19 protein-coding genes are annotated in these 21,981 nt (G+C 62.0%); 10 read left to right on the plus strand and 9 right to left on the minus strand.

Annotation, left to right across the window (positions count from 1 at the left end):
• Positions 1-5: 5 nt before the first annotated feature.
• On the minus strand, positions 6-1,427 hold the full coding sequence (creC, locus tag NCG91_RS08740; RefSeq protein WP_251349396.1) for a two-component system sensor histidine kinase CreC: 1,422 nt from the start codon (positions 1,425-1,427) through the stop codon (positions 6-8).
• A complete protein-coding gene (creB, locus tag NCG91_RS08745) occupies positions 1,424-2,149 on the minus strand; it encodes a two-component system response regulator CreB (protein ID WP_251349397.1) in 726 nt (241 codons plus the stop codon). The genes creC and creB overlap by 4 nt, the downstream gene beginning before the upstream one ends.
• Positions 2,150-2,324: 175 nt before the next feature.
• On the opposite strand from creB, the gene NCG91_RS08750 reads away from it, so the two are divergent.
• Positions 2,325-2,873 carry a tetratricopeptide repeat protein gene (locus NCG91_RS08750; RefSeq protein WP_251349398.1) on the plus strand — a complete coding sequence of 183 codons (549 nt, stop codon included), beginning with the start codon at positions 2,325-2,327 and terminating at the stop codon, positions 2,871-2,873.
• 19 nt (positions 2,874-2,892) lie between these two features.
• Here the strand turns inward: NCG91_RS08750 and NCG91_RS08755 are convergent, their stop codons facing one another.
• From NCG91_RS08755 to rpsL, 6 genes are all read right to left on the minus strand, one after another.
• Positions 2,893-3,738: a DUF817 domain-containing protein gene (locus NCG91_RS08755; RefSeq protein ID WP_077398829.1), complete on the minus strand. Its 846-nt coding sequence runs from the start codon at positions 3,736-3,738 to the stop codon at positions 2,893-2,895.
• Between the two features lie 212 nt (positions 3,739-3,950).
• Entirely contained in the window at positions 3,951-4,268 is a 318-nt protein-coding gene (gene rpsJ, locus NCG91_RS08760; RefSeq protein ID WP_010394389.1) for a 30S ribosomal protein S10, read from the minus strand.
• Positions 4,269-4,446: 178 nt separating this feature from the next.
• Positions 4,447-5,637, minus strand: coding sequence for an elongation factor Tu (tuf, locus tag NCG91_RS08765; protein ID WP_077398776.1), 1,191 nt, complete (start codon positions 5,635-5,637; stop codon positions 4,447-4,449).
• A 72-nt stretch (positions 5,638-5,709) separates the two neighbouring features.
• A complete protein-coding gene (gene fusA / locus NCG91_RS08770) occupies positions 5,710-7,815 on the minus strand; it encodes an elongation factor G (RefSeq protein ID WP_077398827.1) in 2,106 nt (701 codons plus the stop codon).
• 108 nt (positions 7,816-7,923) lie between these two features.
• The gene (gene rpsG, locus NCG91_RS08775; protein ID WP_010394377.1) at positions 7,924-8,394 is read right to left on the minus strand and encodes a 30S ribosomal protein S7; all 471 of its coding nucleotides are present in this window, start codon (positions 8,392-8,394) and stop codon (positions 7,924-7,926) included.
• A 152-nt stretch (positions 8,395-8,546) separates the two neighbouring features.
• Complete coding sequence (rpsL, locus tag NCG91_RS08780; protein ID WP_010394376.1) at positions 8,547-8,930, minus strand: 30S ribosomal protein S12; 384 nt, start codon at positions 8,928-8,930, stop codon at positions 8,547-8,549.
• A gap of 425 nt (positions 8,931-9,355) precedes the next feature.
• Here rpsL and NCG91_RS08785 point away from each other — a divergent pair, with 425 nt between their 5' ends.
• Positions 9,356-11,281, plus strand: a complete 1,926-nt coding sequence (locus tag NCG91_RS08785) for a phosphoethanolamine transferase (RefSeq protein WP_251349399.1) — start codon at positions 9,356-9,358, stop codon at positions 11,279-11,281.
• A gap of 10 nt (positions 11,282-11,291) precedes the next feature.
• Here the strand turns inward: NCG91_RS08785 and NCG91_RS08790 are convergent, their stop codons facing one another.
• Positions 11,292-12,857, minus strand: a complete 1,566-nt coding sequence (locus NCG91_RS08790) for a MutS-related protein (RefSeq protein WP_251349400.1) — start codon at positions 12,855-12,857, stop codon at positions 11,292-11,294.
• A gap of 207 nt (positions 12,858-13,064) precedes the next feature.
• On the opposite strand from NCG91_RS08790, the gene NCG91_RS08795 reads away from it, so the two are divergent.
• The 8 genes from NCG91_RS08795 (at position 13,065) to NCG91_RS08830 (ending at position 21,980) form a co-directional block, all read left to right on the plus strand.
• Complete coding sequence (locus NCG91_RS08795) at positions 13,065-14,330, plus strand: efflux RND transporter periplasmic adaptor subunit (protein WP_251349401.1); 1,266 nt, start codon at positions 13,065-13,067, stop codon at positions 14,328-14,330.
• A 24-nt stretch (positions 14,331-14,354) separates the two neighbouring features.
• Complete coding sequence (locus tag NCG91_RS08800) at positions 14,355-15,068, plus strand: ABC transporter ATP-binding protein (protein ID WP_251349402.1); 714 nt, start codon at positions 14,355-14,357, stop codon at positions 15,066-15,068.
• Between the two features lie 8 nt (positions 15,069-15,076).
• Positions 15,077-16,399 (plus strand): ABC transporter permease, encoded by a 1,323-nt coding sequence (locus NCG91_RS08805; protein WP_251349403.1) that lies wholly within the window; start codon positions 15,077-15,079, stop codon positions 16,397-16,399.
• Positions 16,400-16,427: 28 nt separating this feature from the next.
• A complete protein-coding gene (locus tag NCG91_RS08810; RefSeq protein WP_251349404.1) occupies positions 16,428-17,666 on the plus strand; it encodes an ABC transporter permease in 1,239 nt (412 codons plus the stop codon).
• A gap of 28 nt (positions 17,667-17,694) precedes the next feature.
• The gene (locus NCG91_RS08815) at positions 17,695-19,047 is read left to right on the plus strand and encodes a sigma-54-dependent transcriptional regulator (RefSeq protein ID WP_251349405.1); all 1,353 of its coding nucleotides are present in this window, start codon (positions 17,695-17,697) and stop codon (positions 19,045-19,047) included.
• Positions 19,047-20,378: a sensor histidine kinase gene (locus tag NCG91_RS08820; RefSeq protein WP_435526476.1), complete on the plus strand. Its 1,332-nt coding sequence runs from the start codon at positions 19,047-19,049 to the stop codon at positions 20,376-20,378. The genes NCG91_RS08815 and NCG91_RS08820 overlap by 1 nt, the downstream gene beginning before the upstream one ends.
• A 238-nt stretch (positions 20,379-20,616) precedes the next feature.
• Positions 20,617-21,141: an FxDxF family PEP-CTERM protein gene (locus tag NCG91_RS08825; RefSeq protein WP_099665750.1), complete on the plus strand. Its 525-nt coding sequence runs from the start codon at positions 20,617-20,619 to the stop codon at positions 21,139-21,141.
• Positions 21,142-21,200: 59 nt separating this feature from the next.
• Entirely contained in the window at positions 21,201-21,980 is a 780-nt protein-coding gene (locus NCG91_RS08830) for a spermine/spermidine synthase domain-containing protein (RefSeq protein WP_251349407.1), read from the plus strand.
• Position 21,981: the final 1 nt, after the last annotated feature.

Here is a 21,981-nt window from a genome sequence, read left to right on the forward strand (position 1 = left end):
GTGCGCTAAGCCAGCGGCAGACACAGGCACGCGCAGGCACCGCCTTCCGCATGATTGAGCACCTCGACCGTGCCGCCATGCAGGGAAGCGACCTCGCGCACGAAAGGCAGGCCCAGGCCCGTGCTTTTACCGGCGCTCGGGCGCGGCAAGGAGTAGAAGCGCTCGAAGACGCGTTCGAGCGCATATGCGGGGATGCCCGCGCCGCGGTCACGCACGGCAATTTCCACCTGGCTACCCTGGCGCCGCGCCGTCAGGTCGATGCAGCTGCCGGGCGGGGCAAAGCCGGCCGCGTTATCGAGCAAGTTGCCCAGCGCCTGGCGCAGCAACAGGAGGTCGCCCGCCACGCTCGCCTCGTCGTGCTGCAGTTGCAGACGCACGCCGCGCGCCGCCAAGGTGGCAGCCGCATCCTGCGCCACTTGCGCCAGCAAGGGCGCCAGCGCGATGCGCTCGGGATGATCCAGGCGCTGCTGCTTTTCCACGCGCACCAGGGCCAGCAGCTTGTCGATCAGTTGCCGCTGGCGCGCATTCTGCTCCAGGATGCTGGCGAGAAACTGGCGACGTTCGGCCGGCGGCATGTCTTCCTGCAGCAACTCGGCCGAGGCCTGGATGGCGGCGATCGGGCTCTTCAATTCATGCGCCAGCGTGTGCATCAGCTGCTCCACATACTCCTTGCCCTCCAGGCGCGTGCGCATCGCCTCCAGCGCCCGCCCCAGCGTGCCGATCTCATTCTGGCCCAGTGTCGGCAGCGCCACCTTGCGCCCGGCTTCCACATCGCCGATGTAATGCATCAGTTTGCCCAGCGCATGGTGCAGCCACCAGGCGAATGCCAGGCCGATCAGCAGCGACAGCAGCAACAGCACGGCGCCGCGCTGCAATATCTTGCGCTGGCTGCGCTCGACAAACGCTTGCACGCTGGCATTCGGCTTGGCCACCGTCAGCACACCGATCACCTCGTTACCGTCACGAATCGGCGCGGCCACGTGCATGACCGTCGACATCTCGTCGTCTGGCCGGCTGCGCGTGCTGCGCGCGCCATACTTGCCCTGCAAGGTGAGGTACACGTCATTCCAGCGCGAATAGTCGCGGCCCACGTCGCGCCCGCTGGAATCGAACAGCACGATGCCATGCCGGTCCGTGATGGTGATGCGGTAATCGAGCGTGCGCTTTCGCACGCCATTGATATTGACGTCCACACCATGGCGCGCGTAATCCTGCATGCGTTCGGCCACGGGCGACTGCGCCAGGCTGCCCGCCTTCACGTCGGGCGCCACCAGGCTGGCCAGCAGCTGCGAAGTATCAACCAGGGTGTCTTCCAGGGTCGAGCGCACACCGGGCTTGACCTGCTCCATGAAGACGTTCAGCAGGAACCATGCGGCCAGCCCGACGATCAGGAAGTAGCCGAGCAGGATGCGCAGGCCGATCTTCATGCGCCGGCCAGGCTGTAGCCGAGGCCACGGTGGGTGTGGATGGGGTCGACTTGCGCATCGATGGCGCGCAGCTTGGCGCGCAGCGATTTGACGTGCGCGTCGACGGTACGCTCGAGCGTGTCCGGCGCCCCGCTCCACACGCGCTCCATCAGCTGCGCGCGCGACAGCACGTGGCCGGGATGCGCGAGCAGGGTTTTCAGCAACAGGTATTCATAACGGGTCAGGTCCAGCGGCTGGCCGTGAAAGAGCACCTTCGCCTCCAGCGCGCGCAATTCGAAGCGCGCCGACGCGGCGACAGGCGCGACTATCGTCATGCCAGTCTCGCGGGGAGCTTGCGCGACACCTGCGCGGCGCAGGATGACGCGGATGCGCGCCACCAGTTCGCGTGGCGAAAACGGTTTCGTGACGTAATCGTCGGCGCCGATTTCCAGGCCGACGATACGGTCGATCTCATCGCTGCGGGCCGTCAGGAAGATCACCGGCACCTCGGAAAACTGGCGCAGCCGGCGGCACACTTCCAGCCCGCTCATGTCGGGCAAGCCCACGTCGAGCACCACCAGAACGGGCATCTGCGCGGCTTCGCCGGGCGTTGGGCGCAACGCGGCCAGGGCTTGCTCGCCCAACATCACATGGCGCGGCGCAAAGCCGTCCGTGCGCAAGGCATAGGCGATGCTGTCGGCAATCGCCTGTTCATCTTCCACGATCAGGACAGTCTTGGACATGGCGGCGGCACGCAGTAGTGGACAGACCCGGAGTATCCCTGAAGCACGCAAGCGGCGTCAATCGCGCGCCTTGCGGTGCGCCGGCAAAAAGCCACCCACCCTAAAAAACTTATAGTATATTTATCGCAGCATGACTCCACTGATACACCGTGTCCAACACCCGTCCGAGGAGACTATGAAGAACCATACCATCAGCCTGCTATGCGCTGTCAGCCTGCTGGCCGCCTGCGCGGCGCCAGCGACGATCACCACCTCCAACGCACAACAAGACGCCTGCAACGCGGCCGAACTCAAGGGCCAGTTTGGCGAAGCGGAACTGGCTTGCGTACAGGCGCTGCGCAACGCCGAGCAGGCTGGGGCCAGCGCGGACATCCTCTCGCAGCGCCAGTACAACCTCGGCCGCATCAAGCGCTTGCAAGGCAAGAATGCCGAAGCGGAGCAGCTGTACCGGCAAGCCCTGGCCACGGAAGAAGCGGCGCAGCCACGCAGCGATGCGCGCGTTGGCCGCCGCATGGTGGAACTGGCGTCGGCCCTGGCCGCGCAAGGCAAGTGGCAGGAAGGCACAGGCTATCTGGAACGCGTGCTGCCGTTGCTGCCGAAGCTGTCATCCGCGTCGCGCACGTATTCGGCGGAAGTGTTGCGCCAGTACGCCAGGCAGCTGCAAGGCGGTCCGCAGGCGGCACTGGGCGCGCGCTTCGACGCGGTGGCGGCCAGCCTGCAATAAGAGACGCCCGGAGCCCGGCCTACGGCTGGGCGACGTGGATGCTGGCCTTGATGTGCTTGAGGTGGGCCACGATGGTGAACGTCATCACCACCAGCAGCGACCAGGAGCTCCATTTGCTGACATGCACTACCGACCAGGCGCCAAGCTGGTTCGGATAGCGCCACACGCCCCAGAAAGTGCTGATGTTTTCAGCCAGCCAGATGAAGAAGCCGACCAGCACGAAACCGAGCAGCAAGGGCATGCTGCGGTCGCGGTCGAGCGGACGGAACACCACGGTGGTGCGCGCATACAAGCCCAGCGCGCAGGCGGCCAGGTACCAGCGATAGTCGCCGATGTAATGATGAGTAAAGAAGTTGGCGTAGATCAGAACAGCGATCAGCACCGCCATCCAGTACGGCGGATGATGGCGAATCCGCATGTCGAGCAGGCGCCAGGTCTGGATGATGTAGCTGCCGACCGCCGCATACATGAAGCCGGAAAACAGGGGAACGCCGAACACTTTGGTATAGGCAAAGTCGGGATAGCTCCACGACTGGATCGTCCCCGATACCTTGAATACTTCCAGCGCAAAGCCCACCGCATGGAACAGGCAAATGGCTTTCAGCTCATCCCACGTTTCCAGTCCGCTCCAGACCATCGCCGCCTGGATCGCCAGCGCCACCAGCAGCAGCACGTCATAGCGCGGCAGGCCGAACAGGCCGGCGCGCGGCACCAGGAACACGGCAGCAAAAAACAGCCCCACAAACAGGCATGACCTCGCCTCCTTGATGCCGAAATACAGGAATTCGGTCAGGAAGCGCGGCCAGCCGCGCAAGCGCTGGCGTGGAGTCGCATTTAACAGGTGGGTATCGAGGGCATTGAGCATGCAGCAACTTTATCGATGGGCTGCAGCACTGTAAAGCGATTTTGCACGCAGATAGGTGGCGCCAGTACTGGGCAGCACCAATAGCAATGGGGCCGGGCGCACTCACGATCGTGAGCAGGCCCGGCCCCATCATCAGGCAGCGGGACACCCCGCCGGCCTGGAACAGCTGTCAATACCTGATGCTACGGTATTGTCAGCTGCCCTGAAAACTCTTATTGCAGTTTGATTTCGACATCAACACCAGCTGGCAGGTCCAGCTTCATCAGCGCGTCAACGGTTTTGTCCGTTGGGTCAACGATGTCCATCAGGCGTTGGTGCGTACGGATCTCGAACTGATCGCGCGAAGTTTTGTTGACGTGCGGGGAACGCAGCACATCGAAACGTTGAATACGGGTAGGCAGTGGTACTGGGCCTTTGACGACAGCGCCGGTGCGCTTCGCGGTTTCAACGATTTCCAGAGCGGACTGGTCGATCAGCTTGTAATCGAAAGCCTTCAGGCGGATACGGATTTTTTGGTTTGGTGCCGACATGATATTTCCTTAAAAGAACGAACCGCGCAGTCTGCACGGCAATGAGGTCATACGGGAATTTCTGACGCTACAACCGTCAGGGTCGACATGATAGCACCAAAATGCTTGCCAACCCCGGCAGTTGAATAAAAAGAAGGGCGCCGGGCGACGACGCGTCTTCTTTTCTATCGCTTAATAATTAGGCGATGATTTTTGCAACAACACCAGCGCCGACGGTACGGCCGCCTTCGCGGATAGCGAAGCGCAGACCTTCTTCCATCGCGATCGGGTTGATCAGCTTGACGGTGATCGACACGTTATCGCCTGGCATGACCATTTCTTTGTCTGCTGGCAACTCGATCGAACCGGTTACGTCCGTCGTACGGAAGTAGAACTGTGGACGATAGTTGTTGAAGAATGGCGTATGACGGCCGCCTTCGTCTTTCGACAGAACATAGATCTCGCCGGTGAAGTGAGCATGCGGCTTGATCGAGCCTGGTTTTGCCAGAACTTGACCACGTTGCACGTCTTCACGCTTGGTGCCGCGCAGCAGCAGACCAACGTTGTCGCCTGCTTGACCTTGGTCCAGCAGTTTGCGGAACATTTCCACGCCGGTGCAAGTCGTTTTGACGGTATCGGTGATACCGACGATTTCGATCTCTTCGCCGACTTTAACAATGCCGCGCTCGATACGACCGGTCACAACGGTACCGCGACCCGAGATCGAGAACACGTCTTCTACTGGCATCAGGAAGGCACCGTCAACAGCGCGCTCTGGCGTTGGGATGTAAGCATCCAGCGCATCGGCCAGACGCAGCACTGCGTCAACGCCCATTTCGCCTTCTTTGCCTTCCAGCGCCATACGTGCCGAACCTTTGATGATTGGCAGGTCGTCGCCTGGGAATTCGTACTTCGACAACAGCTCGCGCACTTCCATTTCAACCAGTTCCAGCAGCTCTGCGTCGTCGACCAGGTCGCACTTGTTCAGGAACACGATGATGTATGGAACGCCAACTTGGCGGGCCAGCAGGATGTGTTCGCGGGTCTGTGGCATTGGGCCGTCAGCTGCGGAGCACACCAGGATCGCGCCGTCCATCTGGGCAGCACCGGTAATCATGTTTTTGATGTAATCGGCGTGGCCTGGGCAGTCAACGTGCGCGTAGTGACGCGTTTCCGTTTCGTACTCGACGTGGGCGGTGTTAATCGTGATACCGCGCGCTTTTTCTTCTGGAGCTGCATCGATCTGGTCGTATGCTTTAGCTTCGCCGCCGAATTTCTTCGACAGAACCGTTGCGATTGCAGCGGTCAGCGTGGTTTTACCGTGGTCGACGTGGCCGATGGTGCCGACGTTGACGTGCGGCTTGGTCCGTTCGAATTTACCTTTTGCCATTTTATTCTTCCTTAGAACAATGATTTAAATGTAGGGACCGGCATTCTCGTGAAAGCCGGCCCGGAACTTCTATTACTTAGCTTTCGAGCTTACGATTGCTTCAGTCACATGCTTAGGTGCTTCAGCATAGTGCTTGAATTCCATCGTGTAAGTCGCACGACCTTGGGTCGACGAACGCAACGACGTAGCGTAGCCGAACATTTCCGACAGAGGCACTTCGGCCTTGATGATCTTGCCGCCACCGCCAGCAATTTCATCCATACCTTGCACCATGCCGCGACGCGACGACAGATCGCCCATCACGGTACCGGCGTAGTCTTCCGGCGTTTCCACTTCCACGGCCATCATCGGCTCCAGGATGACTGGCGATGCTTTGCGGCAGCCATCTTTGAATGCCATCGAAGCGGCCATGCGGAATGCATTTTCGTTCGAGTCAACATCATGGTACGAACCGAAGAACAGCGTGACTTTCACGTCAACGACTGGGTAGCCAGCCATCACGCCCGAAGTCAGCGTGTCGCGCACACCTTTTTCAACTGCAGGGATGTATTCGCGAGGAACGGTACCGCCCTTGATCGCGTCAACGAATTCAAAGCCCTTGCCCGGCTCTTGCGGTTCGATCTTCAGAACCACGTGGCCGTATTGACCACGACCACCCGATTGCTTGACGAATTTGCCTTCCGACTCTTCGCACACTTTACGGATCGTTTCGCGGTAAGCCACTTGTGGCTTGCCGACGGTGGCTTCAACGTTGAATTCGCGCTTCATGCGGTCAACGATGATGTCCAGATGCAACTCGCCCATACCGGCGATGATGGTCTGGCCCGATTCTTCATCGGTACGCACGCGGAACGATGGATCTTCTGCTGCCAGACGGTTCAGCGCCAAGCCCATTTTTTCCTGGTCGGCCTTGGTTTTTGGCTCAACCGCTTGCGAAATCACTGGCTCAGGGAAGACCATGCGCTCCAGAACCACGCTTGCCTTGTCGTCGCAAAGCGTATCGCCAGTGGTGGTGTCTTTCAGACCCACAACGGCGGCGATGTCGCCAGCGCGCATTTCCTTGATTTCTTCGCGTTCGTTCGCTTGCATCTGCACGATACGGCCGATACGCTCTTTCTTCTGCTTCACGGAGTTCAACACCGAGTCGCCCGAATTCAGGGTACCCGAGTAGCAACGGATGAAGCACAGCTGACCCACGAACGGATCGGTTGCGATCTTGAACGCCAGCGCCGAGAATTTCTCGTCGTCGTCAGCTTTACGCTCGACAGGCTGTTCATCTTCATCCAGACCAGGTACTGGCGGAATGTCGATTGGCGATGGCAGGTACTCGATGACCGCGTCCAGCATGGCTTGCACGCCTTTGTTTTTAAAGGCGGTACCGCACAGCATTGGAACGATTTCGCTGGCGATGGTACGTTGACGCAGAGCAGCCTTGATCTCGGCTTCCGACAGGTCGCCTTCTTCCAGGTACTTGTTCATCAGGTCTTCCGACGCTTCAGCAGCGGCTTCAACCATGTTCTCGCGCCACTTGGCAGCATCAGCGGCCAGGTGCGCAGGAATGTCTTCGTATTCAAACTTCATGCCTTGCGAAGCGTCGTCCCAGATAACCGCTTTCATCTTGACCAGATCGATAACACCGGTGAAGACGTCTTCAGCGCCGATAGGCATCTGAATAGGTACTGGGTTGGCTTTCAGACGCGAACGCATCTGATCGTAGACCTTGAAGAAGTTGGCACCGGTACGGTCCATCTTGTTCACGAAGGCCAGACGTGGCACTTTGTACTTGTTAGCCTGACGCCATACCGTTTCCGATTGTGGCTGCACGCCGCCGACTGCACAGTAAACCATGCAGGCGCCATCCAACACGCGCATCGAACGTTCCACTTCAATGGTGAAGTCAACGTGGCCTGGGGTGTCGATGATGTTGATGTGGTGAGCTGGGAAGTTGTTAGCCATGCCTTTCCAGAAGCACGTAACAGCAGCCGAGGTAATCGTGATACCGCGCTCTTGCTCCTGTGCCATCCAGTCGGTGGTGGCAGCGCCATCATGGACTTCGCCCAGCTTGTGGTTCACGCCTGTGTAGAACAGGACGCGCTCGGTCGTGGTCGTCTTACCTGCATCGATGTGAGCGGAGATACCGATATTACGATAGCGCTCAATGGGGGTCTTGCGGGCCATAATTAATCCTAAATGAATGGACAAAACCGAGCAGCATTTTTTTGCAAAAATGAGCCCGGCCTCGAACAACAGATGCTTGACAGCCGCCTTGCGGTAGCTGGCTTTATATTAGAAGCGGAAATGCGAGAACGCTTTGTTCGCTTCAGCCATACGATGGACTTCGTCGCGTTTTTTCATCGCGCCGCCGCGGCTTTCAGCCGCTTCCATCAGCTCACCGCCGAGGCGTTGTGGCATCGATTTTTCGCTGCGCTTGTTAGCAGCTTCACGCAACCAACGCATGGACAGAGCCATACGACGGACTGGGCGAACTTCGACCGGCACCTGGTAGTTTGCACCACCGACGCGACGGGATTTCACCTCAACCAACGGCTTGGCGTTGTTGATTGCGGTAGCAAAAACTTCGAGTGGATCTTTACCCGATTTTGCTGCGATGTGCTCGAAAGCACCGTAGATGATGTTTTCTGCAACCGATTTCTTACCGGACAGCATCAGCACGTTTACAAATTTAGCGACATCAGTGTTGCCGAATTTTGGATCTGGCAAAATTTCGCGCTTGGGTACTTCACGACGACGTGGCATATCAATTCCTTTCAATCTTCAGTTGAGCGCGCGTTCTTCGCACACTCGCGGACGACCATCATAGTCCTCCACTTACTCGACCAGATGCGGTCGACTACATTCACTTAGCTAGTTGCCACTGAGCGAAACTTGGGTTTGCTGCGTACAACCTATTACTTCTTGCCTGCTTTAGCGCGCTTGGTACCGTACTTCGAACGCGATTGCTTACGGTCTTTAACGCCTTGGGTATCCAGGGCACCGCGAACCATGTGGTAACGCACACCCGGCAAATCCTTAACGCGACCGCCGCGCAACAGCACAACACTATGCTCTTGCAGGTTATGGCCTTCACCGCCAATGTACGAAATGACTTCGAAACCATTGGTCAGACGAACTTTAGCGACTTTACGCAGAGCCGAGTTAGGCTTCTTTGGAGTCGTGGTGTAAACACGTGTGCAGACGCCACGTTTTTGCGGGCTGTTTTCCAGCGCCGGCGATTTGCTCTTCACGGTCAAAGCGACGCGTGGATTGCGAATCAATTGATTGATGGTTGGCATCGTTATAAATCCAACAAAAAACTACGATTAATAACCCGGGCAAGATGCCCGGCGACTAAAACCTCGTCCCGCTTTCATCTACTGCGCACCGGAGGCGCCCGCAGCCACTCGATAAGGAGCGGCCATGAAATGCCAAGCAATACGTAAACGATGAGCAGAATAAAATCGAGAACTCGCTAGTTTAGACCTTGTGTTACAGGGGGTCAATCAGTTTACCGCTTTTTGCTATAAAAAAAGGCAAAAAAGCGGCATTTTTGTGGCATTTTGACTAATCTTTGGGGGCGGCGTGCGGGTGCCGGCACCTCGCAGCGCTTGATGATTTGGCATTCTTTCTCTACAACCAAGCGTCGGGGCCGCACATTCTTGTATGACCGCAAGACAACAAAAGGATTGATAATAGCGGACATTTTTCGCTGCCCTCCTTTATGCGCCCCTTGCTTCGCCCCGCCAATCTGTTCCTGCTGCTGACCTACGCCTTGCTGACGGCCGTGCCCTTCATCCCCGCGCTGCTGGGACGTGCACTCGAGCATCCCTGGCAGATGCTCACGTTCGAACTGCTGGCCTGGCTGGCCGTCTGGAGCGTGTTCAAGCGCCCCGCATATTTCCACTGGCTGCTGGTGCCCGCCTTCCTGGCCCTGCCGACGGAAATCTACCTGTTCATCTTCTATGGCCAGGGCATTTCCACGCACCACCTGGGTATCATCTTCGAAACCAGCCCCAAGGAAGCGATGGAATTCCTCGGGCAGAAAGTATGGCTGATGGGCGCCGTCATGCTCGGCGTGATCGCCTGGTGCGCTGCCAGCTGGTTTGCGGCCGCGCGCACGCGCGACCTCGACTGGCGCGGCAAGACGCGCCCAGCCGCCTTCGTGCTGTTGCTCCTGCTGGGCGGTTTCTGGTGGTATGGCTACGAATTCGGTTTCGACGCCAAAGTCCTGCACAGCGCCCCAGCATCGGCCAAGGCCGGCAACTCGGCGGCCAGCGGCAAGGCGGGCGCCTCCGGCTTCGGCGACGCCAGCTCGGCCGATGACGAAACGGCCGAGGAAGACGAGGAAAGCAGCAAGCCGGAAAACGCCAGCATCGCCGGCGCCGATGAGACGGGCCTGGGCTGGCCCAGCCTGCCCCACTGGGCGCGCCTGCCCTACGCCTTCGACACCGTCAGCAATTCCTGGCCCTTCGGCCTGGCTGCGCGCGGCTTCGATTTCTACAAGGAGCGCAAATACCTGGCCGAACTGGGACAGAAAAGCAGCAGCTTCCGTTTCGGCGCGCACCAGCAACAGCCCGATCCCCATCCGGAAGTGGTGGTCATGGTGATCGGCGAATCGTCGCGCTACGACCGCTGGAGCCTGAACGGCTATGAGCGCGACACGAATCCCCTGCTGAAACAGGAAAGCAACCTGGTGCCGCTGGCCGACGTCATCACGGCCGTTTCCGCCACGCGCCTGTCCGTGCCCGTCATCATCTCGCGCAAGCCGGCCACGCAAAGCCTCAAGGATGGCTTCTCGGAAAAATCCTTCCTCACCGCCTACAAGGAAGCGGGCTTCAAGACCTACTGGCTGTCGAACCAGATCTCGTTCGGCCAGTTCGACACGCCCGTGTCCGTGTTTGCCAAGGAAGCGGACGTGGTGCAATTTCTGAACCTGGGCGGCTTTACCAACAATTCGAACTTCGACCAGATCCTGTTCGATCCGTTCAAGAACGCGCTGGCCGACCCGGCGCCGAAAAAACTCATCGTGCTGCACACGCTGGGCAGCCACTGGAACTACAGCCAGCGCTATCCGAAGTCCTTCGACAAGTGGCAGCCGTCGCTGTTCGGCGTCGACAAGCCCGTCTACACGGACACGGCCATCAAGCCGCAGCTGAACAACAGCTACGACAGCTCCATCCTGTACACGGACTGGTTCCTGTCGAACGTGATCGGCATGCTGAAGGACGATGGCCAGCGCACCGCCCTGCGCAGTTCTCTCGTCTACGTGGCCGATCACGGCCAGACCCTGTACGACGGCACCTGCCGCCTGGCCTTCCATGGCCACAACACGCAGTTCGAATTCCACGTGCCCGCCTTCGTCTGGTATTCGCCGCAATTCCAGCAGCACTATCCGGACAAGGTGACGCAGCTGCGGCGCCATCAAAAGGCGCGCCTGTCGACGGAAAACATGTTCCACACCCTGCTCGACCTGGGCGACATCCGTTTTGCCGGCGAACAGCCCGAATGGAGCATCGCCAGCCCCCGCTTCAAACAGCACAAGCGCTACGTCGACAGCTATGGCTGGACCAACTACGACAACGCCATCATCCGCGGCGATTGCCGCGAAGTGATCGACAAGAGCACACCGGAAAAGCAGGACAAGTAACAACCGGCCGTCAGGCCCGTTCGAGCACGCCGCCGCAATCGGCCGGTTGCGCCATGTGCGTGCTGAGCCAATCGAAGACGCGCCCCGCCTTGTCCACGATGCCGGCGTCAAAACCGCGCTGCGCCAGCAGGGCGATGCCATTTGTGGCCCGCAGCACGCCGGGCGCCAGCAACAGCGCGCCGGCGTCATCGCGGCGCACGCACCACGGCGCCAGGCAATCTTCCAGCAAGGGTCCCAGCACCAGGTTGTGCGACGAGACGATCACCAGGTGCTGCGCGGCCAGGGAATGCAGCACGGCGGCAGCCGCCGCCACCGATTCCAGATGGTTCGTGCCGCGGAAAATCTCGTCGATCAGAAACAGCGCCGGCGCGCCGCCCTCGGCCAGCGCCAGCAATTCGCGCGCGCGCCGCAATTCGGCGATATATAAACTTTCGCCGCCATCGAGCGAGTCTTCATTCTGCATGCTCGAATGCAGGGGCAGCATGGGCACCCGGGCCGCCTGCGCATAGCAAAAGCCGAAGGCGCGCGCACTGATCAGATTGAGCCCCACGCCGCGCAACAAAGTACTTTTGCCCACCGCATTCTGCCCCGAAATGAAGGCGCCGCGGCCATCGAGCCGCAGCGACAGGGGCTTGGCGCCGTCCAGCAGCGGATGCACCATGGCATCGAGCGATAACTGCCGCGCATCGCTTTCCTGCGCCCAGCAAAACTGCGCGCGGCCGCGCAGGTGGCGCGCCAGGGCCAGGTCTGCTTCCAGCTGGGCCACCCGGGTAAAGCTGTCGCGCAAAAAGGGCAGCTGCTGCGCCACCAGCTGGCGCGTGCGGAAATAGCGCTTGACGTTTTTCAGCAGGAGCCAGTCGCCATATTCGACCAGTATCGTATCGATGAAGGGCACGTAATGCAGAAGCGAACGCTCGATGGCGCGCGTCAGTTTTGCCGCCTGCGCGCCCTCCGCAGCCAATGGCAAGGCTGCCGGCACATCGAGCCGCGCCAGCGCGGCACGGGTTTTCAGCAGGTACCGCAAGGTATCGAGCGTGCGCTCCCACGCCTTGGCGCTTTCGTAAAAACGCGCCTGCACGGTCATCAGCGCCACGCAGGCGGCCACCACGCCGAACAGGGCCGGCCACCCCGTCAGCCAGGTAGCGGCGATGGCCAGCAACAAGGCCAGCGGCACCAGCCAGAGCCAGGCGCGCCACCAGGGCGCCGGCGCCGGCGCCGCACCAAACAGGGTTGCGCACACTTCCGTATCAGCCTGACGCAAGGGCAGGCAGGCGCGCTGCAGGCTGGCCGCCTGGGCCGGATCGTCCAGCAATTGCCGGACGCGCGCAATGGAGGCAGGATCAGCCTGGCCGCCGCTCAGACGCCGGTGCAGCTCCTGCTGGCCGAAGATGCTGGTCTCGCGCGCCAACTGCGCCGCATACTGGTCGAGCAGCAGCTCGTCCCAGGTCTGCTCATCCAGCGCTGGCGCCTCGCCCGCCAGCCGCTGCAGCATTGCCACGTCGCTGCGCGCAAAAGGATAATCGAGCGCCGGCGCGAAGACGCGGGCAGGGAAAAGTTGCTGGAGGAACGGATGCATGGCGCCTGTGGAGGAGTCTATGAAAGGTATGTTCCCGCAGATGCAGGCGATTGCCAATTTATCAAGTGCAACCTGCGCGGACGGACATGCTGGACAACGCGGACACGGCGGACAGCCGGACGCCAAATCTTTTCCCCATTCAAATCAACGACTTAACAATTGGCACGGATCGTGCATTGAGAAAGGTATCCTTCACGAGACCTGACCATGATCCGCGATACTTCCTCCCAAGACGCCGTACTGTCCGCCCCGCCGGGCCAGCGCCACAAGCAACGCGCCCTGCTGCTGGCCGGCGCCGCCGTCGTCATCGGCGCCGCCATCGCTGCCGTTGCGGGCTGGCGCAACAGCGAACATTCCGTCAATGCCGACCGCCTGCGCATCGCCGACGTCACGCGCGGTACCCTGATCCGCGACGCCGCCGTGAACGGACGCGTGGTCGCCGCCATCAGCCCGACCCTGTACTCGACCACGGTGGCCACCGTCACGCTGAAAGCGAAGGCCGGCGACACCGTCAAGAAGGGCGACATCCTGGCCGTACTGGAGTCGCCCGACCTGTCGGACGCGCTGAAACGCGAGCAGTCGAGCGTGCAGCAGCTGGAAGCGGAAGTGGCGCGCCAGCAGATCCTGGCCAAGAAACAGAAACTGCTGGCCCGGCGCGAAGCGGACACGGCGGAAATCGAGCGCCTGTCCGCCCAGCGCACGCTGGAGCGCTATGAAAGCGTGGCGCAGGTGGGCATCATCGCCAAGATCGATTACCAGAAGGCCAAGGATGCCTTGAATTCCGCCGAGATCCGCAGCAAGCACGCTTCGCAGGCGGCGGGCCTGGAAGGCGAGGACGTGACCCTGGCGCTGAAGACCCGGGTCAACGAACTGGAACGCCAGCGCCTGAGCCGCGACAACGCCCAGCGCAGGGTCGACGAGCTGACCGTGCGCGCGCCCGTCAATGGCTTCATCGGCACACTGTCGGTGGCCAACCGCAGCGTGGTGCAGGCCAACACGGCCCTGATGACCCTGGTCGACCTGTCGCAGCTGGAAGTGGAGCTGGAAGTACCGGAAACGTATGTGGCCGACATCGGCCTGGGCATGAGCGCCGAGATCGAAACGGGCGCCATCCGCGCCTCCGGCAAGCTGTCGGCGCTGTCGCCCGAAGTGGTCAAGAACCAAGTGCTGGCGCGCGTGCGCTTCAACGGCGAACAGCCGGCCGGCCTGCGCCAGAACCAGCGCGTCTCGGCACGCCTGCTGATCGACGAGCGGCCCAATGTGCTGATGCTGGCGCGCGGCTCCTTCGTCGAAGCCGAAGGCGGACGCTTTGCCTACGTGGTGCGCGATGGCGTGGCCGTCCGCACGCCCATCAAGCTGGGCGCCACCAGCATCTCGGCCGTCGAGATTCTGGGGGGCCTGAAGCTGGGCGACAAGGTGGTGGTCGCCGGTACGGAAAATTTCGCGAACGCGGCCCGCGTCGCACTCAATTAATTTCAGTCAACAAGGAGGCTTCCCATGCTGCGCATGCAAAACCTGAGCAAGATCTACCGCACCCACATGATCGAAACGCACGCGCTGCGCGGCTTCGAGATCCACGTTCGCCAGGGCGAATTCGTCACCGTCACGGGACCGTCCGGCTCCGGCAAGACGAGCTTCCTGAACATCGCCGGGCTGCTCGAGGAATTCACCGACGGCGAATACATCCTTGACGGCGTCAACGTCAGGGGCATGGATGACAATGCCCGCTCGCGCCTGCGCAATGAAAAACTGGGCTTCATCTTCCAGGGTTTCAACCTGATTCCCGACCTGTCGCTGTTCGACAACGTCGACGTGCCGCTGCGCTACCGCGGCTTCAACAGCGCCGAGCGCCGCGAACGCATCGAGGATGCGCTGGCCAAGGTGGGACTGGCCTCGCGCATGAAGCATTATCCGGCCGAACTGTCGGGCGGGCAGCAACAACGCGTGGCGATCGCACGCGCACTGGCCGGCTCGCCGAAACTGCTGCTGGCCGATGAACCGACGGGCAACCTGGACACGCAGATGGCGCGCGGCGTGATGGAACTGCTGGAGGATATCAACGCGCAAGGCACGACCATCCTGATGGTGACGCACGATCCCGAACTGGCGCTGCGTTCGCAACGCAACGTGCACATCATCGACGGCCAGGTGTCGGACCTGGTGCAGCATGGCGCCACGCTGTCGGCCAGGCCACAGCACGCGACCGCCTAGGAGCCGCCATGTTCCACTACTATTTCAAGCTGGGCCTGCGCAACCTGCGCCGCAATCCCGCCCTGACGGCATTGATGGTGCTGACCCTGGCTGTCGGCGTGGCCGCCAGCGTGGCCACCGTGACCATCCTGCACGCCATGTCGGGCGACCCCTTGCCGCACAAGAGCGACCGCATGTTCGTGCCGATGATCGACGTAGTTCCCTTGAAAGGCTATACGCCGGGCACCAAGCCCAGCTTCGGCCAGGCACAACTCGCCTATACCGATGCGAAGAACTTCATGGCCAGCAAGATAGGCATCCGCCGCAGCGTCATGTACGGCGTGGCCGGCCCCGTGGAACCGGCGCGCAGGGACCTCGGCGCCTTCCGGGCCCAGGGCCTGGCTCCCACACGCGATTTCTTTGCCATGTTTGAAGTGCCCTTCCTGTATGGCCAGCCATGGAGCGAGGCCGACGACGACAGCGGCGCCGACGTCATCGTCCTGAGCCGCGCCCTGGCGGAAAAGCTGCTGGGCACAGTCAATCCCGTGGGCCAGCGCGTGACGGTGCTGGGACGTCCCTATCTGGTCAGCGGCGTGCTCGCTCAGTGGGACCCCGTGCCGCGCGTGCACCGCATCATCGGCAGCAAGGGTGCTTTCGGCACGGAGGATGAATTCTTCATTCCGTTTGCCAGCGCCATTCGCCACGAAACGGGGCATGACGGCGGCATGGCCTGCAGCGGCGTCGAGCGCAGCCCCGGTTACCAGGGCATCCTTGCATCGGACTGCACCTGGCTGCAATTCTGGTTCGAAATGGCCAGCGCCGGCGAACGCAGCGAGCTGCAGGCTTATCTCGACAGCTATGCGGCCGAACAGCGCAAGCTGGGCCGCATGCCGCGCCATGCGCCCAACATGCTGTACGACGTCAGGCAGTGGCTCGATTTCCTGAACGTTGTCGACAACGACAACAAGCTGGCCGCCTGGCTGGCCTTCGGCTTCCTGCTGCTCTGCCTGGTCAACACCATCGGCCTGCTGCTGGCCAAGTTCTCCGTGCGGGCGGCGGAAGTCGGCATCCGCCGCGCGCTGGGCGCCACGCAGCGCGACATCTTCCGCCAGTTCCTCATTGAGACAGGCGTCATCGGGCTGGCCGGCGGCGTGCTGGGCCTGTTGCTGGCCTATGCCGCCCTGGCCGTGGTGAGTTCACAGTCGAAAGAGCTGGGCACCGTGGCGCACCTGGATGTCCCGATGCTGCTGCTGACGTTTGCCGTTTCCGTACTGGCGGCCTTGCTCGCAGGGCTGTTGCCCACCTGGCGCGCCTGCCAGGTCACGCCGGCCATGCAGCTCAAATCCCAATGACACCCACCTTTTCACAATGAGGCCCAACATGGAAATCCGCCCCATCCTGTCGGCGCTGATGCGCAACAAGACCGGCGCCGTGCTCGTCGCCGTGCAAGTCGCCATCAGCCTCGCCATCCTGGCCAACGCCTTGTACATCGTCAACCTGCGCCAGGCCATCGCCGCCCGTCCCACCGGCGTGGTAGCCGAAAACGACATCTTCTATGTCAAAGTCCAGAGCATGGACAAAGGCAGCCCGCAACGCCAGATAGCCGAGCAGAAGCGCCAGGCCGCGATACTGCGCGCCCTGCCGGGCGTGGTCTCCGTGGCGCAAACCACGCAGGCGGTTCTGTCGCGCTCCGGCAGCAGCACCAACGTCGCGGCCAAACGCGGACAGGCCGCGGCCAGCGCCAGCACCTCGATGTACGTCACGCCCGATTCGCTGGTCAAGACATATGGATTGAAGCTGGTGGAAGGGCGCGATTTCCATGCCGACGAGGTCCCGGAAATCAATGAAGACGTCGATGAAAGCTTCCCCAAGGTGGTGATCGTGACGCGCGCCGCGGCGCAAAAGATCTGGCCCGGCGAAACCAGCTTTGTCGGCAAACCCCTGTTCAATGGCACCGGCGACAACGATGACGAGATGCGCGTGATCGGCGTGGTGGAACGGCTGCAGACCCAGGTCGGCCAGGTCGGCGCCCAGGGCGAGTATTCGATCATCCTGCCGGCGCGCCTGACGGGCGGGCGCGATTCGCTGCTATTTGCCGTGCGGGCAGAACCAGGCCAGCGCGACCGCCTGATGAAAGAGGCGGAACAAGCGATCCGCAAGTCCAGCAGCGAGCGCCTGCTGGTGCGCACGGATACCCTGGAACAGCACCGAAAATCACGTTATCTGGCCGACCGGGGCTTGTCCTGGATGCTCATCGCCGTCAGCACCCTGCTGCTGCTGGTGACGGCCAGCGGCATCGTCGGCATCGCCAGCCTGTGGGTCTCGCAGCGGCGCAAGCAGATCGGCGTGCGGCGCGCGCTCGGCGCGCGCCGCATCGACATCCTGCGCTATTTCCTGACCGAGAATTTCATGATCACCAGCGTCGGCGTGGCATGCGGCGTGCTGCTGGCCCTGGGCCTGAATCAGCTGCTGGTAAGCCAGCTGGAAATGGCGCGCCTGCCGCCCGGCTATCTGCTGGCCGGCGCGCTGGTGTTCTGGCTGCTGGGCGTGGGCGCCGTGTACGGCCCGGCATGGCGCGCGGCCAGTATTTCGCCGGCCACTGCCACCCGCAGTACCTGAGCCGGCACCTGAGTGATATGCTGCGCGCATGCCTACCGTACTGATTATTGACGACAATGCCGCCGTGGCCATCGCGCTCGACGTGCTGTTCTCCCTGCACGAGATCGACGCCGTGCGCGCCGCCTCGCCCGAGGAAGGCCTGCAGCTGCTCGAACGCCACGCCATCGACCTGGTGGTGCAGGACATGAACTTCACGGCCGACACCACCTCGGGCGAAGAAGGCAGCGCGCTGTTCCACGCCATCCGCGCGCGCTACCCGGACCTGCCCGTGGTCCTGCTGACAGCCTGGACGCAGCTCGACGCGGCCGTCGACCTGATCAAGTCCGGCGCGGCCGACTACCTGGCCAAGCCATGGGACGACCGGCGCCTGATCGCCAGCGTGCAGAACCTGCTGGAACTGGGACAAGCCAACCGCGCGCTGCGCCAGCGCGTGGTGGCCGAGCAGCGCCAGCGCCACGCCCTGGAACACGACTTCGACCTGCGCGGCATGGTGTGGCAAGACCCGGCCACCGAACGCGTGGTGCACCTGGCGTGCCAGGTGGCGCGCGCCGACGTGCCCGTGCTCATTTCGGGGCCGAACGGCAGCGGCAAGGAACGCATCGCCGCCATCGTGCAAGCCAATTCCCAGGTCGCCAGCGGTCCTTTCGTGGTGCTCAATTGCGGCGCCGTGCCGGTGGACCTGATCGAGGCGGAACTGTTCGGTGCCGAGGCCGGCGCGTACACGGGCATCACCCGCGCGCGCGACGGCAAGTTCGATGCGGCCGACGGCGGCACGCTGTTCCTCGACGAGATAGGCAACCTGCCGCTGGCCGGGCAAATGAAGCTGCTGCGCGTGCTGGAAACGGGACGCTTCGAGCGCCTCGGCTCGAACCGCGAGCGGCAGGTGAAAGTGCGCGTCATCAGCGCCAGCAACGCCGACCTGCCGGCGATGATCAAGGCCGGCACGTTCCGCGAAGACCTGTTTTACCGCCTGAACGTGATCGAACTGCGCCTGCCGCCGCTGGCTCAGCGCCCGCTTGACATCCTGGTACTGGCGCGGCATTTCCTGGGCAGCGAGAAAACGCTCGATGCGCAGGCGCAGGCGACCCTGCTGGCCCATGGCTGGCCGGGCAATGTGCGCGAACTGAAAAACGTCATGCAGCGCGCCAGCCTGCTGACGGCAGGTCCCGTGATCCGCTCGCAGGAGACGGGCTTGCCGCTGGCAGGCGCGCCATCGCTGCGCGCGCCGCAGGATGGCGCCGCGACGGAGCCGGACCGCGACAGCGTCACCGCGGCGCTGGCGCGCGCGCAAGGCGTGGTGGCGCAGGCGGCGCAGGAACTGGGGCTGTCGCGCCAGGCGCTGTACCGGCGCATGGAACGCCTGGGCATCGCGCGCGGCTGATGGCAAACCGCCCCATGCGCCTCTCCCTGCTCACGCGCTGGACGGCGCTGATCGTTACCTTGCTGGTGCTGGGCATCGTCATCGCCCTGCTGCTCGCGCATTTTTTACCCGACCAGCCGCTGCTGGTGCTGGCAGGTACCCTGCTGTGCGTGTTGCCGGTCGCCGTCATTACCATCCGCGCGCAGCTGCAGGCGATGCTGTCGCTGTTTCGCGCCCTGAGCGGCACGGTCGCCAGCTACCAGGACGGCGACTTCGGCTTCAGCTTGCGCTGGCCGCAAAACGATGAACTGGCCGACCTGGTGGCGGCCCACAATGCGCTCGGCGACGTGCTGCGCAAGCAGCGCCTGGACCTGGTGCAGCGCGAACTGCTGCTCGACACCATGGTGCAAAACACGCCGGTGGCCATGCTGCTGGTGGCCGAGGGCAGCGCCATCGTCTACGCCAACCTGGCCGCGCGCCAGCTGCTGCATCACGGCCGCCGGCTCGAAGGGCGCCACCTGCCGGACATCGTGCGCGAAGCGACGCCGGCCCTGGCCGAGGCGCTGGCGCGCCGCAACGACGGCCTGTTTACCAGCGGCGAAGGGGAACAGGAAGAGGTGTATCACCTGGCGCGGCGCAGCTTCAGCCTGAACGGACGCAAGCATGAACTGCTGCTGTTGCGCCAGCTGACCCTGGAACTGCGGCGCCAGGAAGTGCAGACGTGGAAAAAAGTCATCCGCGTCATCAGCCATGAGCTCAACAACTCGCTGGCGCCGCTGGCCTCGCTGGCCCATTCCGGTGCCGAACTGGTACGCCGCGGCCAGACGGAACGCCTGCCGCAAATCCTCGCCACCATCGAAGAGCGCACGCGCCACCTGGAAACCTTCATCCTCGGCTATGCGCGCTTTGCCAAGCTGCCCGCGCCGCGCCTGGCGCCGTGCGAGTGGCAGCCTTTCCTCGATGGCCTGGCCTCGCAGGCGGCCTTCAGGCTCGACTGCCCGCCGCCCGCGCAGGCGGCCGTGTTCGATGCGGCGCAAATGCAGCAGGCACTGCTCAACCTGCTCAAGAATGCGCTGGAATCGGGCTCGCGGGAGGAGCACATCGGCCTGCACGTCAGCCTGGCGCAAGGGCAGTTGCGCATCGAAGTGCGCGACCGCGGGCCGGGCATGAGCGGCGCCGTGCTGGAAAACGCGCTGGTGCCGTTTTATTCCACCAAGCGCAGCGGCACGGGACTTGGCCTGGCGCTGGCGCGCGAAATCGCCGAAGCCCATGGCGGGCGCATCACGCTGGCCAACCGCGAGGACGGCGGCCTGGCGGTAACTCTAATTCTTCCCTTGCTGGACAGAAATTAGTTACTGGCGCAACGATTTTTCCATCACATGCTGCGCAATTATTTTTCAGTATTATATTGATAATTAGAGTTTTTAATATTGCAACATAACGAGCGCTATGCCCGTGTATTAGAAATAAGCTATTTAAGTTTGCATAATGATATAAAAATAGCTAATTGACAATGAAATGTCCTGGCGATAATTTATCTGAGCGGTACGGTTTTTTTGAAACATTAATCGTTTTTTCGCGGGGATAAAAATGAAACTGAAATCACTCATCGCAGTAGCACTCTTGAGCGCGGCTTCCATCGGCGTAGCGCAGGCGACAGCGTACAACGTGGACCTGATCAACACCACCGGCAACCTGTGGACGGGCGGCTTCAACGCCACGCCCGATCCGCTCGGCGCCTTTACCGACACCTTCACCTTCACGCCCGACGCCACGTTCGGTTCGACCGCGCAAGCCTTCCTGGCCAACCTGTCGGTCACGGGCAGCGATGCTTCGTCCATCAACTTCAGCAGTGCCAACCTGAACGGCATCGCCCTGACGGGCTTTGGCGGACCCACCGTCTTCGGCTATGCCCAGGGCGAAGTGCTAGCGCCAACCAACCTGCTGTTCAACGGCCCGATGGTTCTCACCGTGATGGGCAACAGCAATGGCGGCAGCTATGGCGGCACCTTCAACCTGAACCTGGCCCCCGTTCCTGAACCAGAAACCTATGGCATGCTGCTGGCCGGCCTGGGCGTACTGGGCTTCCTGGCACGACGCCGCAAGCAATCTTGAGCTCCCCACCAAAAAGACGCTGCGGCGTCTTTTTTTCAGCCGGCTGCTAAACTGGCGCCATGACGACCGACTTCACCTCCACCAGCCATACCGCTTTCAGCCACCCGGGCCACCCGCCTGCCACCACCACAGAACACCGCGGCATCCGCTACCTGCACCTGGGGACCAAGTGGGTGCAGGGCGCCATGTGCCTGGACAAACCCGACGCCATCGAGCTCGAATACGTGCAGATGATGATGATGTGGATGCTGTTCAAGACGCAGCCCAAACGCATCGTGCAGCTGGGCCTGGGCAGCGCCGCGCTGACCAAATTCAGCTACCGCCGCTTCCCCGACGCCACGGTCACGGCCATCGAACTCAATCCGAACGTGATCGCCATCTGCGGCGCCCAGTTCGCGCTGCCGCCGAATGACGCGCACCTCGACGTGCGCGAAATGAATGCGCTCGACTTCGTGCTCGATCCGGCCAACCACGGCACCGTCGATGCGCTGCAAGTGGACCTGTACGACGAAGACGCGCGCGGCCCCGTGCTCGACACGCCCGAGTTCTACCAGGCTTGCTTCGACTGCCTGACGGACGACGGCATCATGTGCACGAATGTCTTCGGCGACTTCCCCAACTACGACAAGAATCTGCAGGCGATGGAGCTGGTTTTCGACGCCGTCGTCTGGGTGCCGGAAATGGAAGATGAAAACATCGTCGTGCTGGCCTTCAAAAAATCGCCGTCGCTCGACTTCAGCGATTTATACGAACGCGCCGCCACCATCAAGAAGCAGTTCAACCTGCCCGCCAAGAACTGGGTCAACGGCTTGAAGCAGTGGATGCAGGACCAGCAATAAG

Source organism: Janthinobacterium kumbetense (genome assembly GCF_023703445.1).
Taxonomy (GTDB): Bacteria; Pseudomonadota; Gammaproteobacteria; order Burkholderiales; family Burkholderiaceae_D; genus Janthinobacterium; species Janthinobacterium kumbetense.